At 43.4% G+C, this 18,375-nt stretch carries 16 protein-coding genes; all 16 read right to left on the bottom strand.

The genetic code is table 11. The annotated features are described in order from the left end of the window. Positions 1-10: 10 nt before the first annotated feature. The 16 genes from NV381_RS02305 to NV381_RS02380 all read right to left on the bottom strand — a co-directional run bounded on the left by NV381_RS02305 (position 11) and on the right by NV381_RS02380 (position 18,299). On the bottom strand, positions 11-697 hold the full coding sequence (locus NV381_RS02305; protein WP_258211630.1) for an RraA family protein: 687 nt from the start codon (positions 695-697) through the stop codon (positions 11-13). A gap of 103 nt (positions 698-800) precedes the next feature. Continuing rightward, positions 801-1,634, bottom strand: coding sequence for a carbohydrate ABC transporter permease (locus NV381_RS02310; protein WP_258211631.1), 834 nt, complete (start codon positions 1,632-1,634; stop codon positions 801-803). A gap of 10 nt (positions 1,635-1,644) precedes the next feature. Continuing rightward, positions 1,645-2,529: a carbohydrate ABC transporter permease gene (locus tag NV381_RS02315; RefSeq protein ID WP_258211632.1), complete on the bottom strand. Its 885-nt coding sequence runs from the start codon at positions 2,527-2,529 to the stop codon at positions 1,645-1,647. Between the two features lie 52 nt (positions 2,530-2,581). After that, positions 2,582-3,949 carry an ABC transporter substrate-binding protein gene (locus tag NV381_RS02320; RefSeq protein ID WP_258211633.1) on the bottom strand — a complete coding sequence of 456 codons (1,368 nt, stop codon included), beginning with the start codon at positions 3,947-3,949 and terminating at the stop codon, positions 2,582-2,584. A 273-nt stretch (positions 3,950-4,222) separates the two neighbouring features. Further along, positions 4,223-4,855 (bottom strand): fumarylacetoacetate hydrolase family protein, encoded by a 633-nt coding sequence (locus NV381_RS02325; protein ID WP_258211634.1) that lies wholly within the window; start codon positions 4,853-4,855, stop codon positions 4,223-4,225. A 23-nt stretch (positions 4,856-4,878) separates the two neighbouring features. After that, positions 4,879-6,465: an extracellular solute-binding protein gene (locus NV381_RS02330; protein WP_258211635.1), complete on the bottom strand. Its 1,587-nt coding sequence runs from the start codon at positions 6,463-6,465 to the stop codon at positions 4,879-4,881. An 82-nt stretch (positions 6,466-6,547) separates the two neighbouring features. Continuing rightward, complete coding sequence (locus NV381_RS02335) at positions 6,548-7,390, bottom strand: carbohydrate ABC transporter permease (RefSeq protein WP_258211636.1); 843 nt, start codon at positions 7,388-7,390, stop codon at positions 6,548-6,550. 11 nt (positions 7,391-7,401) lie between these two features. After that, a complete protein-coding gene (locus NV381_RS02340; RefSeq protein ID WP_258211637.1) occupies positions 7,402-8,286 on the bottom strand; it encodes a carbohydrate ABC transporter permease in 885 nt (294 codons plus the stop codon). 171 nt (positions 8,287-8,457) lie between these two features. Next, a complete protein-coding gene (locus tag NV381_RS02345) occupies positions 8,458-9,159 on the bottom strand; it encodes an RraA family protein (protein ID WP_258211638.1) in 702 nt (233 codons plus the stop codon). A gap of 51 nt (positions 9,160-9,210) precedes the next feature. Next, positions 9,211-10,578, bottom strand: a complete 1,368-nt coding sequence (locus NV381_RS02350; protein WP_258211708.1) for an ABC transporter substrate-binding protein — start codon at positions 10,576-10,578, stop codon at positions 9,211-9,213. A 318-nt stretch (positions 10,579-10,896) separates the two neighbouring features. After that, positions 10,897-13,242: an AraC family transcriptional regulator gene (locus NV381_RS02355; protein WP_258211639.1), complete on the bottom strand. Its 2,346-nt coding sequence runs from the start codon at positions 13,240-13,242 to the stop codon at positions 10,897-10,899. Between the two features lie 414 nt (positions 13,243-13,656). Continuing rightward, positions 13,657-14,418 carry an SDR family oxidoreductase gene (locus NV381_RS02360; protein ID WP_258211640.1) on the bottom strand — a complete coding sequence of 254 codons (762 nt, stop codon included), beginning with the start codon at positions 14,416-14,418 and terminating at the stop codon, positions 13,657-13,659. Between the two features lie 19 nt (positions 14,419-14,437). Then, positions 14,438-15,457, bottom strand: coding sequence for a zinc-dependent alcohol dehydrogenase (locus NV381_RS02365; RefSeq protein WP_258211641.1), 1,020 nt, complete (start codon positions 15,455-15,457; stop codon positions 14,438-14,440). A 33-nt stretch (positions 15,458-15,490) separates the two neighbouring features. Further along, positions 15,491-16,465, bottom strand: a complete 975-nt coding sequence (locus NV381_RS02370) for a 2-hydroxyacid dehydrogenase (RefSeq protein WP_258211642.1) — start codon at positions 16,463-16,465, stop codon at positions 15,491-15,493. A gap of 223 nt (positions 16,466-16,688) precedes the next feature. Further along, complete coding sequence (locus NV381_RS02375) at positions 16,689-17,363, bottom strand: GntR family transcriptional regulator (protein ID WP_258211643.1); 675 nt, start codon at positions 17,361-17,363, stop codon at positions 16,689-16,691. Positions 17,364-17,456: 93 nt separating this feature from the next. Then, on the bottom strand, positions 17,457-18,299 hold the full coding sequence (locus tag NV381_RS02380) for an AraC family transcriptional regulator (RefSeq protein WP_258211644.1): 843 nt from the start codon (positions 18,297-18,299) through the stop codon (positions 17,457-17,459). Positions 18,300-18,375: the final 76 nt, after the last annotated feature.

Genomic DNA, 18,375 nt, shown 5'->3' on the forward strand with positions numbered 1-18,375 from the left:
TTAAACCTCATTATTCAATATTCCATTGACATCCTTTTTGCTTGAGCATCTCGTCCACCCAGTCGCGGTTTATAGATCCTCCCGCCTCAAGGGTACTGATAATATCATCCTCTATCTTCTGCGTTTGGCGGACCTTTTCCAATAATGCATCCGCAATTTCCACAGGTACCGCTACCAGACCGTCTTCGTCGCCTATAATGATATCACCCGGATTGACGGTCATACCGCCGATTGAAACCGGCACATTGATTTCACCAGGACCATCCTTATAAGGGCCACGATGGGTAACTCCTCTCGCATAGACCGGAAAGCTTCTTTGGCCAATAGCTCCGGAATCTCTGATAGCGCCATCAATTACAAAACCTGTAATCCCCTGTTTTTCAGCCAATCGGGTCATAATCTCGCCAATTATGGAATTCGTCAAATCCCCGCCTGCATCTACAACGATCACTTCTCCCGGAAGCGCCATATCAATCGCTTTGTGTGTCAGAAGGTTATCCCCCGGTCTCGTCTTTACAGTCAGTGCCACACCGATCAGCTTTCCTCCGGCGTGATAAGGTCTCAACTGCGAACAGCTGGCAAATAACCGGTTTATATTATCGCTGATATGGGGCGTTACGACATCTTGAAATTGCTCCAGCAGTTGAAGATCGGGAAGCTGACGGCGGGGTTGAATTCTAAATCCGATTTTTTCCATTAAAATGATTTCTCCTTTAAAGTACCTGTTATTTTGAATTCCCATCTTATAACCTGTTGTTTCTGGTCTCGCTTGTTTGTTTGCTTATTATTGCCGCCTTGTTTTACCCTTTGACAGCTCCCATAGTAATGCCGGAAGTAAAATACTTCTGGAAGAAGAGAAACACAGCCAGTAAAGGAATAGCGCCCAGTGTAGCTCCCGCCATCAAACGCCCGAAATTGGCTGCCGCTTCCTCTTGCAGTCCTGCTACGCCTAGAGGCAAGGTCTTCATTTCCACAGAAGTAATGACAATAAGCTGCCACATATAATCGTTCCAGACATAAACAAAAGCGAAGATTGACAGTGCCCCTAAAGCAGGCTTAATGATGGGCAGTAATATGGAATGGAACAGCCTGAGCGGACCGCAGCCGTCTATCTCAGCAGCATCAAACAAGTCCGCCGGAATGGTGCTTATAAATTGCTTCATTAGAAAAACAGCGAACGGCCAAGCCAGTGCGGGCAGGATAATGCCCAAATACGTATTAAACAAATAATATTCCTTCATCATCATGAACAACGGCAGGAGCAGCGCTTCCTTTGGAATCGTCATGAAGGCAATAACAATCCAAAACAGTATCTTAACCCCTGGAAACTTCTTCTTTGCAAGCGGATATCCGGCCAACGCCGAGAAGTAAACGATGATAGCTGCTGCTATGCTGGAAGTAAACAAACTGTTGAAAAACCAGCGAATGATCTTTGTTTCCTTAAACAAGTGCTCATAATTGCTTAAAGTCAGGTTTTCCGGGATTAAACTGACGGTTATTCCCGTATTGTTAGGTTTAAATGAGGTCAACACACCGAAATACAACGGTACCAGACTCAGTATGGCAAGCAATAATACAAGCACAACGAACGACTTTTGAATAATCCCTTGTTGCGACGGTTGAGTTTTATCCATGAGATCTCCCTTAATACTCGATGTCAGTTGACAAAAATTTGTACTGAATGATGGCAATTGCTGTTACCAAAAAGACGAGCACAGCCCCTACTGCTGACGCAATGCCATATTGGCCAAAAACAAATGCCTTTTCATAAAGCAGATAAGCCAACGTTTGGGTTGAGTTTCCGGGTCCTCCGGCCGTCATAATTTTGATTAAGACAAACACGTTAAAAACTTGAATCGTCCCGGTTATGACCAGATAAAGTGTCGTCGGTTTTAGTAAAGGAAGGGTTACATTGTAAAATTGCTGCAGAACGTTAGCACCATCAATTTTGGCCGCTTCATAAAAAGTTTCAGGTATATTGCCAAGTGAAGCCAAATATAAAATGACCGGCTTTCCAAGTACGAACGTAAACAGAACTATAATGATCGCAAGAAATGCATATTTGGGATCTCCCAACCAGGTAACAGGGGATAAACCAACCGTTTTTAATATTTGATTGGCCAGTCCGACCACCGGATTAAAGATGAAGCCCCAGACCAAAGTCAGAGATACGCTTGATACAACTAAAGGTAAATAAAATGATCCTCTGACAAACGTTTTCACCCATTGTGAGCTGCGGTATACAGCAACAGAAATGAATAACGCGGTGAAAATACTTGCAGGCACGATGATCAGAACCAGAACAAACGTATTTTTTAAAGCAATCCAAAATACATCTTCTCCGAATAAATACGTGAAGTTTTTGAAACCGACAAATGTTTTGGGAGAGCCAATATTAAATTCAAATACGGAATAATACAGCCCCTGTAACGCCGGAACGATCAAGAACAGGAACAACAATATATACATCGGAGCCAAAAACAAATAATTAATCCGGTTTTTATATATCTCTCGATAGAGCGGTATCATGATGTGAAAATCTCCTTTCTCAAACAGAGCACAAAATCCAGACTCCGGACAATTACTTTTTCAATTCCTTGTTTCCTTCGTCCAGCAGCTTCTGCACTTCTTTCTCATATCCGGCCAGAGCATCTTTAGCTGTCATTTTGCCATTGTTCAGCATTGCCTGTTGAAAGTAGTTGAACCATGCTTTACGGATCTGCATGTAATTCGGCATGCCTACGGGATTGACGATAGTTTTTACCGGCATATCCAACCATACTTTGCCTTGTTCATCTGCAATAAAACCTTCTAATGATTTTCTTGAAGGAAGCTTCGAATATTTCTGGTAAAGCAGTTTGTTCACAATCTCAGGCTTACCGCTGGAGAACCACATTGCGAATTTGGCAGCTTCCTTTTCTTTCACTTTGTCCGATTGTTTCTTCACCACAATCCCGGACCCTGTAGCAGCCAGCTTGCTTTGGGAGCCGTCATCTGTCGGGAAATGGGCATTCATGTAATTGATTTTGTTCGTAATTGTTCCTTCATTGATCTCTCTGCGGTAATCCCCTCTGTCGTTCATGATTACGGCTACTTTTCCTTTCTTGAATAACTCATACATATCCGTAACCTTAGTGCCCGATGCGCCGGGAACGGCATACGGAGAAGTAGCCAGCTGAACCAACCATTCCAACTTTTTGACATTTCCCGGTGTGTTGTAAGTAACCTTAGTGAAATCCTTATTCGTATATTCATCGCCGTCGCTATAAATATAACCGTCCAGGAATTTGTCGTTAGCAAGATCGCTTGCTACCATGCCCATACCGTACACACCGTTTCCAAGCTTACCGATTGCTTCTACAGCTTTGGCGAAATTATCTCTCGTCCACGTTCTTGTCTTAGGGTCCGGGAGTAAATTCTCAACGCCTGCCTTGACGAACAAATCTTTGTTGACCAGCAGCACTTCACTCCGGACTTCCATCAGGAACATGGCCAGCTTTCCATTGATCTCCATGATATCTTTGGCGCTTTTAACATAATCGGATACCTTATAGTCATCTGTAATATACGAATCTAACTCAGTGGTAACCCCCCTATTGTAAAGAGGTACCAAGCGGTTAACCGCATCAACATACAAGTCAGGAAACGAGCCTGAGGCAATCGCTACGTTCATCTTCTCATCCAGCCCCGTAGTCGGTACTGCGTTATAATTAATCGTTACATGAGGAGCGACTTTCTTATACTCGGCTAGTATTTGCTTAAACTCATCCTCCTGCGAGAGTCCTAATGAAGCACTGCTCCACCACTCCAGCGTCACAGGAGTATCCTTCGTGCCTTCTTCTTTTTTCGGTGCTGTTGTGCTGCCTGCGGAGCACCCGCTTAACATGATAATGAATACTATACAAAGTACAAAAATATTTCTTCGCTTATTACGTGTCGAACCGAACATTGGTTGACCTCCTCTTAGTTAAGTAAATCGTTTTGTTTTGGGCTTTTCGAATCGGCTTCGTTATCAATTGTTCCCTCCTTTCCTCACTCACTATAGGGAGCCGGTCAATTTCCGGCAATTAGATTTTGTTGTTTTTTAACCATTGCACACTAGCATTTTCTTGGTTCTCCTGAAAGCTGCAAGTATTTAGAGAGCTACATGCTTTTTTCAAAGCAAAGAGCCGTCCCTTAGTCTTTACAGACTAGTGGGACAGCCCTCTTCACATTCAAGTAACTATAACAGCCTTCTTGTACCTGTATCGCTATGAATTTTATGCTTCATACTCCCAAGCTCCGGGCTTTTAAGCTCGATTTCATCTCCAATCGCACCTTTCCAAGGATTGGCGGGCGTTCCGGTTAAGATGATATCTCCTTTGCGCAAAGTAGCCATGTGGGATATATAGGAGATTAAGCGTTGGGGGGAAAACAGCAATTGGCTTGTATGATCCTTTTGGATACATTCGCCATTCACCCACATTTCCAAATATACGTTTTGCGGATCCACCTTTTTCACGAGCTCGCTGATAGGCGTCGTTTGATTGAACAGCTTGGACCTTCCTTTGTCGAACGGGGCACCGGCTGTTATATCATTGGCCAATGCATACCCTGCTACAATGGACAAAGCTTCTTCTTCCACCACGTTTTGGGCATCCTCTCCAATGATTACGGCCATCTCAACCTCACAAAAAAATTCAGTTAATTGCTTGGAAAGGTATATGTTGGTTTCCACGGATAAGCTCTCCGGTGATTTTAAAAAGAGCTGAGGGAATTCATTATGGGCAATCCCTCTTTGCTCGCGAAATGCTTTGAAATTCGGGCCTACTCCTATAATTTTATGTGTTTCTCTTATCCAATTATGAATCATCATTGTCGTTTCACCAAATTTACCAGTTATTTTTTTAATTTAGCGTAAGCATCATTATAAATTTTCTCAATATCTTTAGCGCCCTTCTTGATCAATTCTTCACGGAAATTATCGTATTCACTCAATGGACGAACACCCATAATAAACTTATCCATTTCTTGCTCAACCATCGTATTTAATTGAACCTCGAGCTTACTCAAGCTGGTTATTTCTGCTTTGGTGAAAGGAGGATCCTCCAACATAAAATCTACGCTTGTTCCTGTATTCTTGTCGATCCGTTCCGCCATATCAAGAACTAGCTTGGAATTAGTAACCTTGTAAAGCGATTCGTCGATATTAACAGAAATCGCGTTCAGTCCGCTGCCTATTTCAGACCTTAACGAAAATACATAGTTCGGCTTGTCTTTATGCTTATCCAGCAGGCTGCTCTTGTATTTAGGCTCTCCATTAACTATTTCGTAGGTTTCGTTCAATGCGCCGAAATTGGTTGAAAGTACTCCTTCCTTTGAATACATCCAATCATAAAACTTGACTATACCAACAGGATCTTTAACTCTGGAGCTGACTGCGAAGTTAAAGTCCAACCAATCTTTTGCACCACGGTAAGAACGGGCTTGACCTTTGCTGTTTTGAAGCGGATCGAGCAATATCATTTGGGCATTCGGTTCCTTGTTCTTTAACGCATTATTAATATCCTCGGAAAACGTACTATTATCATAATAGAAGAACGCCCTGCCCGAACTCAGCTTCTCAATAAACATCTGTTGTGTATTAGTTGCATAATCGGGATCGAGAAGCTTCTCCATATAGAGCTTGTTCATATACTCCAATAGTTTTTTGAATTCTGCGCTAGCAGGACCGTAAACGTATTGCTTATCAGAAGGTTCAAAATACACGCCGCTCTTAGAGCCTGCTTTGGTGTATCCCCCGGTTCCCATCGGATAAGTAAGCTGTCCTAACATATAAAGGGTGCCGTTTCTTGTAGTCATTGGAATTTTGTCGGGATAGGCCGCTTTAAATTTTTTGAGCACTTCGTAAAGCTCATCGAATGTTTTCGGAGCTTGAAGGTTAAGCATCTCTAATGCGTCCTTACGGATTAACGGTTGAAAAGCTACACTCATCCGCCAATTCTCAAGAACAGGAAAGCCGTAAATTTTTCCGTCTACCAAGTTTTTTTGGAATTCGGGCCGTGTGTCTATCAATGCCTTAAAGTTAGGCGCATATTGCAAATAATCAGAAATATTCAGAAACATTCCGGTACGCCCGAATTCATGAAGGTCCTTCTTGCTTACACGAATAACGTCAGGAATGTCATTGGTGGCAATGAGCACATTCTTCTTATCTTCATAACTGCTTGCAGGCACCGGTTGGAGAACTACCTGAACATTCGTTTTGTTGAATACCTCGCGGATAATCGGGGTATTTGTTAAAAGCGGTTGAGAAGGATGCTCCGACTGCATAATCTTTACAGTTAGCGGATTTGGAAGCAGCTTACCGCTGTTGGCCGTGGCAGCCTCCTCATTAGCCGCAGGCTTTCCGGTGCTGCAACCGGCGAAAACAGCCAAGGCGAACACGGAAATTACACATATAGTCTTCTCTAGATGTATTGACATTGTATTCTCCTCCTTGTACATATACCACTTTCAAATACCAATATCCCGAGACAGGTCGTTTTCCAAGGAACCTGCTATCGGTCTATCCTTTGACGGCTCCCATAGTAATCCCTGAAGTAAAATACTTTTGGAAGAACAGAAAAACGGCTAGTAAAGGAATGGCTCCCAGTGTAGATCCGGCCATTAATTGTCCATAGTTGACTGCGTCAGAGGCCGATTGTTCCTGCAATCCGGCTACTCCCAATGGCAGGGTCTTCATTTCTAAGGAAGTGATGACAATTAACTGCCAAATATAATCGTTCCAGACATAAACAAAGGCGAAGATAGACAATGCCCCAAGAGCAGGCTTGATAATGGGCAGTAAGATCGAATGAAACAATCTGAGTGGGCCGCAGCCGTCGATCTCAGCAGCATCAAATAAGTCGGAAGGGATCGTGCTGATAAATTGCTTCATCAGGAAGACAGCAAATGGCCAAGCCAGAGCCGGCAGGATAATTCCATAGTACGTATTAAACAGGTGGTACTCCTTCATCATCATGAATAGAGGCAGGAGCAATGCTTCCTTTGGAATTGTCATGAAAACAATGATGATCCAAAACAACCATTTTACACCGGGAAATTTTTTCTTTGCAAGCGGGTATCCTGCCAGTGCCGATAAGTAAACAATGATGGCTGCGGCTAGAGTGGATGTAAACAAACTGTTGAAAAACCAGCGTAATATCCTCGTGCGTGTGAACAAGTACTTGTAGTTGTCTAAAGTTAAATTTTCCGGGATCAAGCTGACGGCTCCCCCGCTACTACTCGGTTTAAACGATGTCAACACACCGAAATACAACGGCACCAGACTGAGCAAGGCGAGCAGTACGACCAGCACGACGAATGATTTTTGAACAATCCCTTGTAGGGACGGATGAGTTATATTCATGGGAATCCCCCTTAATACTCGATATCGGTTGACAAAAATTTGTACTGAATGATAGCAATTATAGCTACTAAAAAAACAAGTACAGCCCCCACTGCAGAAGCAATTCCATATTGGCCGAAAACAAATGCCTTTTCATAGAGAAGATAAGCTAGCGTCTGGGTAGAGTTTCCGGGTCCTCCGCTAGTCATTATTTTGATTAAAACAAACACATTGAATACTTGAATTGTTCCTGTTATGACCAGATAGAGCGTCGTCGGCTTCAGCAACGGAAGGGTCACATGCCAAAATTGTTGCAATACATTAGCCCCGTCGATCTTGGCCGCTTCATAGAAGGTTTCGGGAATGTTGCCAAGTGAAGCGAGGTATAAGATGACAGGTTTTCCAAGTACAAACGTAAACAGCACAATGGTGATTGCTAGAAACGCATACTTCGGGTCGCCCAACCAGATAACAGCGGCCAAGCCAATAGCCTTCAAAATTTGATTGGCCAAGCCCACCACAGGATTAAAGACGAAACCCCAGACCAACGTCAGGGAGACGCTCGATACAACCAGCGGTAAATAAAATGAGCCTCTGACAAAGGTCTTGATCCCTTGTGAGCTGCGGTAAACGGCAACCGATATGAACAAGGCCGTGAATATGCTCACCGGCACAATGATCAGGACCAATATAAAAGTATTTTTTAATGCGATCCAAAATACATCCTCATTTAACAATTTAGAAAAATTGTCAAAACCGACAAATCTTAGGGAAGAACCGATAGTAAAATCGAATAGTGAGTAATACAGTCCCTGCAGCGCCGGCACGATTAAGAACAGGGTCAGTAACAAATACATAGGAGCCAGAAATAAGTAGTTGATTCGGTTTTTGTATACTTCCCGGTAAAGTGATATCATGACGAAAAAATTCTCCTCTCCTCAGACAAGGTGCCAATAAGCCTGGTGTAGAAAGTGCCCCCGGTATGAATAGTTTGTTGGGATAAACTGAAGATCCAACGTACCGGTGGCAATCTTTCCGCTACTAGTTTCATTTACTCCATAACCCGCCAAATAAAACGGATACAGAATTTAATTCATAGCATTCGTGTCGTTCAGTTGACACCCTTTTTGTTTAAGAAACTCGTCTATCCAATCGCGGTTAATATTTTCGCCTTGCTCAAGGGTTGCGATGATTTTATCTTCGATCTGCTGCATCTGGCGGGCTTTTCCTAATATTAATTCCGCATGTTGTACAGGGACCGCTACTAGCCCGTCCTCATCCCCAACAATGATATCGCCCGGATTTACGATCATTCCGCCGATAGAAACAGGCACATTTATCTCTCCAGGCCCGTCCTTATAGGGTCCGCGATGGGTAATGCCTCGGGCATAAACAGGAAAATTTCTACCTGCGATCGCTCCGGAATCTCTGATTGCGCCATTGAGCACGAAGCCTGCAACCCCTTTTTGTTCCGCTAAACGGGTCATAATCTCACCAATAAGCGAATTCGTCAGATCCCCATCCCCATCAACCACAATCACTTCACCTGGAAGCGCCATTTCGATCGCTTTGTGAATCATCAGGTTGTCTCCCGGTCTGGTTTTTACAGTCAATGCAGTGCCAACCAGCCTTCCTCCCGCATGATAGGGTTTCAGCTGTGAGCAACTGGCGAATATGCGGTTCATATTGTCACTAAGATGGGGTGTCACGACATTCCTAAATTGCTCAATCAATTGAAGATCGGGACGCTGACTGCGGGGAATAATTCTGAATCCGATGTTGTTTTCCATTTTTTCTTTTCTCCTTAGGCTGTGCCGGATATGGTTTTCTATTCTCTCGAATCATTTTTTTGACTGCTTGTTTCCTTCGTCCAACAACTTCTGTGCTTCCTTCTCATATGCGGCCAATGCATCTTTCGCTGTCACTTTGCCGTCATTCAGCATGACAGGTTGATAGTAGTTAAACCAAACCTTCCGTATTTGTTGATAATTCGGTATTATTACAGGATTATTAATACCTTTACCTTGTTCCAGCATAGCCAACAATTCCTTGCCGTGTTCGTCTACTATAAACGATTGTAAAGATTTTCTTGTCGGTAATTTGGAGGCCTTCTGATATACCACTTTGTTCACGATATCGATCTTGCCATTCGAAAACCAAAGTGCAAAATTAGCCGCTTCCTTTTCCTTTACTTTGTTCTCCTGCTTTTTCACTGCAATCCCTGACCCATTGATAAGTAGTTTTCCCGCTGATCCATCATCAGTTGGATAAAATGCATTCATATACTCGAATGTCTTCGGAACGATGCCCGCTTCAGTATGGCTGCGATATTGCCCTGCATCGTTCGTCATAATACCGATTTTCCCTTGCTTGAACAACTCATAGAGGTCAGGTACCTTATTGCCCGCAGTGCCGGGAACGGTATAAGGCGCTTTAGCTTGCTGAGTCACCCATTCCAGTTTTTTCACATTGCCTGGTGTGTTAAAAGTAACTTTATTGCGTTCCTTATTGGTATACTCATCTCCGTCCGCATAAATAAAACCGTCTATCATTTTGTCGTTGGTTATTTCGCTTGCCGCAAGACCAAAGCCGTATACGCCGTTTCCAAGCTTGCCGATGGCTTCTGCTGCTTTTGCAAACGAATCTTTTGACCATGCTTTTGTTTTCGCATCGGGAAGAAGGTTCTGTACGCCTGCCTTGACGAATAAATCCTTATTAAGCATAATCACTTCGCTGCGAATTTCCATTAAGATGAGGCCTATTTTTCCATCTATGTTCATCAAAGCCTTGGCACTATCCAGATATTCCTTATAATTATAGTCATCCGTCATATATGAATCGAGTTCGGCCGTTATGCCTCGAACATACAGAGGACCGAGTCGATTAATAGCGTCAACATACACGTCCGGAAACGAATCTGAAGCAATGGCCACGTTTATCTTTTCATCCACCGAGGTAGCCGGAACGATCCCATAATTAATCGTTACGTGAGGGGCGACCTTCTTATATTCAGTTATGACCTGCTTAATATCATTTTCTTCCACGAAGCCGAGCGAAGGATTAACCCACCATTCGAGCGTCACGGGATTGGGGCTGCCCTTCTCCCCCGATTTCGAACTCTCCGAGGGCGTACTGCCCGGGGTACAACCGCTTAACATAAGAATTATTATGACGCTAAGCAAGTAGATACTTTTTCCTTTTTTCCTCATTCCGAACACAGATGAAACCTCCTTTAGTTTTACTAGTGTTTCTTGACCATCAGCCCAAGAACGGACCAAGCTTAAAAAGCAACTTATAGCAATAAGAACGTGGCATACAAATACCGGTCCTTAATTGCTTTCATTGCTGAGCTGCTCCTCCTCCTTTACATTTGAATGCCCTCATTGTAAGACAAGCGCAAACGTAAAGGATACAAGTAAAACGGACACTTTTGTTATACATTTCCCCTTTTTCTGGGATGTTTCATTTGTCTACATGTAACAAAAATCCACTGTAATACTGTTTATTGCTTATCAGAGCAAGCTGCATTACTCATCATTCTTCGGCTTAGCTATCGATTTGGCTTTTCTGTATTCAACCGGAGTAACGCCTTCATATTTTTTAAATAAGCGGATAAAGGTCGTCCGATTATAAATTCCGATTTCCGCGGCAATATCACTGACATTCGAACGGGTGGTTTCGAGCAATTCCTTCGCTCTCGTTATGCGCAGCTGCTGGATATAATCCGTAATGTTAATTCCGGTTTTCTCTTTAAAGATACGGGATAAATATTTAGCGGATATCCCCATATCGCCCGCAATTTTTTCTAAATATAAATCATGCTGGTATCCGGCCCCGATATACTGCAATACCATAGTAATTAAATGTCCTGGGTTATTTTCGTTCCGTACAGCAGTGATTTCGACCAAGCGGGCCACAAACAGGAAGAGCAGCTCCTTCTTTTCCTGCAAGTCAATAGATGTATTTCTACGGTGAATCAGCGACCCGTAATCTTCCTCCATCAAGCGGTCCATCTCTATGCCGGATTCAAACGCGAACCGCAAGCATGTATGGTAAATCTCCTCTAACAGCAATGCCAAGAAGGGATGCGAGATCCCTTTCTCTATATTGTTCTGAACGGTTTCCTCGATTAAGCGAACCGCTTGATCCAAATCCCTCAATTTCAGGAAATTAATCAGCTTGTTCTCCTCGGAAGCAGGATAGAAATATTTGTGATGAATCTGTCTGCCGGTAATATCCAAAATACCGGTTTCTTCCGAATTTACGTCCTGGTCGAGCATTGTCATTGCTTCATAAAACGTCTTGTGCATAGCTTCCAACTGGTCATAACGTTTGCCAATCCCAATGCGTACACTGCAATAGCGGAAATCATACTCAAATGTATGAAGAACTATAGACAGAGCTTTACGCAATTGATCTTCATCTTTCTCTTCCATCTTAACGACAGCTACGTATAAACGGGGCTTATATTCGATCACATAAGTGGGCAAAAAACCGTTCATCAATCCGGCAATCAAATTTTTCAGTTTACTAATAATAATTAACCGGTCCACATCTTGAATTTCATCGTAAAACAGCTCTTTAAATGTAAATTTAAAATTACAGCATACATACCCTCCGGCTGCTCCTTTAAACATTTCAGCAATCGGGTGATTCGTATACTCCCCATCGCTCGGGACGTTTCCGGTGAGCAGCTGGTAAATGGATTGGTCCAGAAACTCCTCCGAATTTCGTTTCAATTGATTCTGAAAAGCCATGTTATTTTCTAATAATTGACGTACTCCATGGTTGATGAAATCCATCTCATTTCTTACCGTTTCGATGGAATCAGCGGTATCGTTGCCATTCGGATTATGCTCCAAAATATCGCGGATCCTTTTGATCGGTGTATACAAATTTTTGCTGAAAATAAATGAGAAAGCGATACCAATAGCCGCCAGCACAATACAAATGGAAATGATTAAAGAAAAAATCCGCCCGGCCAGAAGCCTGAATTCACTTTCAGGAGTAATTGCAAAATAGTACCACCCATACCTGTCCGATTTATCTATGTTCATGACATACAGCTGATTTGCTATATGGATTTCACTTGTTTTCCGGCCTTCCTTGGCTTCCTGGAAAAGTGCGGATATCACATCTTCACTGATCAGTTCAGGGCTGCCGTTCAATATAATATTTTGCTGGCCGTCAATGACTGCAAAGCGGGAAGTTGTAAAGATAGCATTGTTTACTAATATACGCTCGATCATATCCAGCGGAATATTGATGACCAGGTTTGCTTGATGACTGCCTACATGGTTAACTGTTATAAATGGAACGACCTTACGTTTGTTTGTGCTTACGAAAGTCGGGGGAAGTATTTCAAACTGCCGATGGGTCGTTTCCAGACGCTTCTCCCAAAATTCCTTGGGATACTCTGCATATTGGTAGGTCTTATTAAAGAAAAGCGAAAAGTCCTCAATCCCCCCGGCTGTAAACACCTTTTCCTTATCAATCATCACAAACATGTTCACGATATATTCAATAGCAATATTAGAATAATTAGCTATGATTTTGCTAATAAGCGGTAATTCGGCACGGTTACTCCATGCATATAAATCTTCCGGCAGCATGATGCGCTGTATCGTCGGATCGTAAAATAAACTGATGCCGGCTTTTTGTGCTGTATGAAGATTAGTATCGATTGTAGATACCGACGTTTTTAAAGTGGAAGCGATTTTTTCATTCAATTGATTTCTTTGCGCATGGTAAAACTGAAAATAAAAAACAATGCCGATAACGACAATAGGTATAAGCAAAGAAAGAAAATAAGCCAGGATTTTGAAGAAAAGTTTATTTTCCCGAAGCGGAAATGAAAATGTCCATCGATTCATTAGTACCTCCAGTAGTAACACAGTTTACGGAATCGGGAAGGCTGAACTTCCTCGCTCATTCGCCTTTAACATATCGTATCGATTCGTGAAAGTAAACAAACAAATAGGGGAAATATGTTACATATTTCCCCTTCCACAATTCAAAACGGACAGTGTAATTTTTCCGGGCTATCAGGAGAGCTTCGCTAATCGCTTAACTCCTATCCAACCTCCGTCCACTCCCAGCAAGGTTCCATGCGCTGTTCACCCAAAAGTTGTGTGATGGCTAAAACCTAAAATCGGGTTATCCCTCAAGTAATTGTTAAACCGCTTGGAGGATAACCCTAATAACGTATGTGGTTTAAATCAGCTCAGACTTTTAAAGGAATCTCTGAACTATAACGGTAACCTCTGCTCTATCCGCTGATTACAGCTTTAACGTCCCAGCCATCCTCCATCCACTGCCAGCAGGTGGCCATGAACGTAATTGGATGCCTCTGATGCCAGATACACCACCGTTCCTTTAAAATCGTCAGGGTTCCCCCAGCGTTCCGCCGGAATCCGATTCAGTATTTGAGTGCTGCGCACAGGATCATTGATCAGCGCGGTATTCATATCCGTAGCAATGTAGCCGGGAACAATTGCATTTACGTTCACATGATGCTTGGCCCATTCATTCGCCAGAGCTTTGGTCAGTTGGGCTACGCCACCCTTGGCTGCAGCATAGGCTGGAACGGTAATTCCACCTTGGTACGATAGTAAGGATGCTGTATTAATAATCTTCCCTTTGCCTCTTGGAACCATATAACGCCCGGCTTCCTGGCATAATAGCCAAACTACCTTCAGATTAATTTGCAGCACATCATCCCAATCGGATTCCAAAAAATCAACAGACGGTGATCGGCGTTGAATTCCGGCATTATTGACCAATATATCTATGGTACCAAACTGATCTATCACATTCGGAATGGCAGCCTTCACCTGCGCTGTGTTTTCTAAATCACAAGGAATAATCGCGCATTTTCTACCAAGATTTTCGATCTGCTCCTTCAGCTCCATTTGATCGGGTGATCTCTGGAGCAGGGCAATATCCGCACCAGCTTCTGCAAGCGCCATAGCCATAGAACGCCCGATTCCTCTTGTAGCCCCTGATATTGCAGCTACCTTGCCTTCCAGGTCAAATAAATGATGTCCCATATTTATAGTCTCCTTTTTATTATGGATGAAATAACACTTTGAGTGAAACATCTGGGTTAGACATAAATTGAAACCCCTCCTCAATGCGGTCAAGCGGGAGGTCATGAGAAATAAACGAAGATACATCAATCGCTCCATTGTGCATTAGCCGGATTGCCTTGGCAAAATCACCCTTGCTGTAGCATCTTGTTGTCGTTAATGAGATCTCTCTAAAATGCATGGCCGCCAGATCAATCATAGGAGGCTGCTTGTATACGCTAACAACGACAACTTGTCCTTGAGTTCTTACCGTTTCAATCATTTGCTTAGCTGTAATTTGGTTGCCTGCCACCTCAAAAACAACATCTGCGCCATTCCCACCCGTTCGTTTTAACACATCCTCGGTAATGTTTACATCCTTGGCATTAAGGGGAGTTAATCCTAGCTGCTTTGCTTTTTCCAAACGATATTCACTGATATCTGAAATTATAACCTCGCTTGCTCCTGCGTGCTTGGCTATCGCCCCAATTAGCAGACCGATCGGACCGGCACCTAAAATTACGACGCTGTCCCCTATTTTGAGATTGGAACGACGGACGGTATGAACAGCTACAGCTACAGGTTCAGCAAGGGCCGCATGGGCATCCGATAATCCTTCGGGAATCAGGTGAAGTCTGTCTAAGGGAACCGCTGCATATTCTGCAAAACCGCCATGCTTATCAATGCCAATGAGCTTTAATGTTTTACATACATGATGCTCGCCTGCCATACAAGCTGCACAAGTACCACAGCTAAGTGTAGGTTCAACAACGACACGGTTGCCTACTGCAAAGGATGATTCACCATTTATCCTCTCAATCACGCCGGAAAATTCATGTCCCATGGCTAGTGGCGCTTGAGCCCTTGGATGCTTGCCGGAATAAATCATCATATCTGTGCCGCAAATACCTGCATAGGCAACCTTGATCAGCGCTTCTCCCGGCTGCAAGTCGGGTATTTCGATTTGACCGACCATTACCTGCTTCTCCGAAATATATAATCCTGCTTTCATAACAGCCATTTAGGTACGCTCCCTTATAATCATATTTATTTGCTATACAAAATTAACGGATGTATTTACGCAGGCTGGAAGTTTTTTTCTATCAAGCCCTGCCAATAAATTATCTGCTGCTAAATTCGCCATTCGATTTCTTGTCTCGAACGTCGCACTGCCTACATGTGGGGTTATTAATATATTCGAAAGACTGAGCAAAGGGTGATCCCCGGAAATGGGTTCCGGATCTGTGACGTCAAGTGCGGCGTAAGCAATTTGTTTATTTCTTAATGCCTCATAAAGCGCATCGGTATTCACTACAGGGCCACGGGAAGCGTTGATAAAATAGGCGGATGATTTCATCTTGGCAAACGCCTCGGTTCCGAACAGCCCCCGGCTTTGATTAGATAACGGAACCAGGACAATAATAAAATCTGCCTCGTGCAGCAAGTCATCGAATCCGACATATCTCGCTTGCAATAACTCATCATCCTTTCGCTGAGAGCGATTATGATAAATAATGTTCAGCCCGCAAGCCTTGGCTCTCCTAGCCACAGCGCAACCGATGTCCCCCATACCAACGATACCGAGAGTTTTCCCGAACAGGTCAACGCCAAACGGAATTCCGCTGCCGCTTTTCCAATTTCCGGATCTTACATGGTCCCATCCTTCATGAATTCGACGAGCTGCTGCCAGTAACAACGCAAAAGTTAAATCAGCTGTTGCCTCAACAAGCACACCTGGCGTATTGCCAAAGGGTACTCCCCTCTCGGTACAAGCATCGATGTCTATATTGTCATATCCTACTGATGCTTGAGCTACAACTCGTAATTGAGGAGCAGCAGCCAACAATTCCGCGTCTACTTTGACATCACCTGTACTGAACAAGCCTTCCGCTTCCTTTAACCATTCAAGTAATAAAGCCCGGGGGATCGGATTGGCTTCTTTCCAAACTTTTACTTCACATTGTTCTTCAATTTTCTCCAAAGCGGAAGGCCATGTTTGTCCTGTCAAAACCACTTTAAATTTACCCATATCAGCACCACCCTTTTCAAAACCAAATTAATAACCAAGCAACCGCAACATTAACTATTCGAACGGCCGGCAGCTGCTAACGAGGATCCTTGATCAACTTGTATACTTGTCGACAACTTAATTATAAATAAGTTCTTTCTGCTTGTATAGACCCTTTGGTAAAACTTTACTTCAGGGTAATTAAATTATACGTTCACAGTTATGTGGATACTCTCATGTGGCTTCAAAGAAATAAACTCTCATCTACTGTTTTCTTCGTATCCATAAAATGTTCTTGAACGATCTTTTTAATGTGTGAGCTATCACGTGAAATCAAAGCATCCACTATCCGTTTATGTCGATTGATAAGGGGTTCTATCTCCTGTTTATTTTTCGAGAATCTCCGCCCGGTCGCCACTAATAAAACCGTCAGTACGACGTATCGTATACTATTCCATAAATGTAGTATCCTCGTGTGCTGGGCCCTTAAAATAATAGTCTCGTGAAACAACAAATCATAATAGGCGAATTGTACAGGATCATCGTGGCTTGCAGCCAATTCCATTTTATCAATAATTTGATGCAGTTCTTTGACCTTAAGCTCATCATAAGCATCTGATAAGATCTGTAGAGCGAATCCCTCCAGCAAGAAACGAACATCATTCAGTTCTTCCATATCCTTTGGTTTAAGACCAATTACTATTGCACCCATTCTCTCCATTCGTATTAGCCCCTCATTGGAGAGTGCCTTCAGTGCATCTCGAATCGGAGAACGGCTTGTACCAAACTCTTCAGCTAATTGGTTTTCTGTTAATATCGCTCCATGTTCAAGCGTTCCATTAATAATACGTAAGCGTAGTTCGCATGAAATTTTCTCACCAAGAGAATCCCCTTGTAACCATATCGCAGGAAATTGCAAGCATTTCACCTCATTATGTCTACTTGTCGACAATTAGTAGTTATATAATACAAGAAGTTAATAAACGAATCTACTACTTTCTGTAATTGGCAATTAGAAACTCCACTGGCTCGGTGAACAGCCAAAATATTTTTTGAAGGCCCGTGAGAAGGAATACAGATCTGAATAGCCTACTGAAAGTGCAATCTCTGTAATCGATAAGGAGGCTTCACTTAACATGGCAGCGGCCTTATCCATTCGCATACGGAGTACGTATTGCTGAGGTGAAGCTCCGAGCTCTCTGGAAAATAATGCGGAGAAATGAGAGCGGTGCACCCCGGCTGTCGCAGCCAGCTCCACAATGCTTAGAGGTTCGGCAAAATGCAGCCGCAAGTAGGCCTCCGCTGTTTTGACCCAGCTTTTGCGCAGCTTTTCTTGGGTATGAAACGGCTCCTCTGGGGGGGCCATCAAGCTTGCAAAAAGCTGCAGCAGCAAAATTTGCCTTTGAACAGGCTCCGACTGATCCGTTCGCAGCAATTCGATTATAGCTCGCAGCTGATGCGTTGATGAGCGATTCAATCGATTTCTTGTATAGGGTGTATTTCTATTAATGCCCAGGCAGGATAACAGTTCAGGAACCTGTCTGCCATCCAGTGTCAGCCAAATCATCTCTAACGCTTCTGAGGCAGGCTGAATCCCATAGACATAAGAAATGCCCGGCAGCAGGCAAAATATATCGTGTTTGTGCAGCAGCACCTGTCTTCCCTCGTACTCCAATTGGAGCTTGCCTTTCAGAACAAAATGAAAGCCAAAGCAATCGATCACTTTGGGGCCGACGGCATAGTTAGGCTTCGCTCTATTCCTGCCTGCCCTCACCAACCACAGCTCACCCGCCCGCTCCAGGGCATTCGGCACATTCAGCCAGAGCTCAGCAAACTCATTCGTATATTCCTGCATGCTTTTCCTCCCCCCGATTAAATAGGACATGATCCAAACACAACATAATGCCAAATACATTCCAACATTCCTGTAT

It is taken from the genome of Paenibacillus radicis (ex Xue et al. 2023) (assembly GCF_024722015.1).
In the GTDB taxonomy this organism is placed as follows: Bacteria; Bacillota; Bacilli; order Paenibacillales; family NBRC-103111; genus Paenibacillus_S.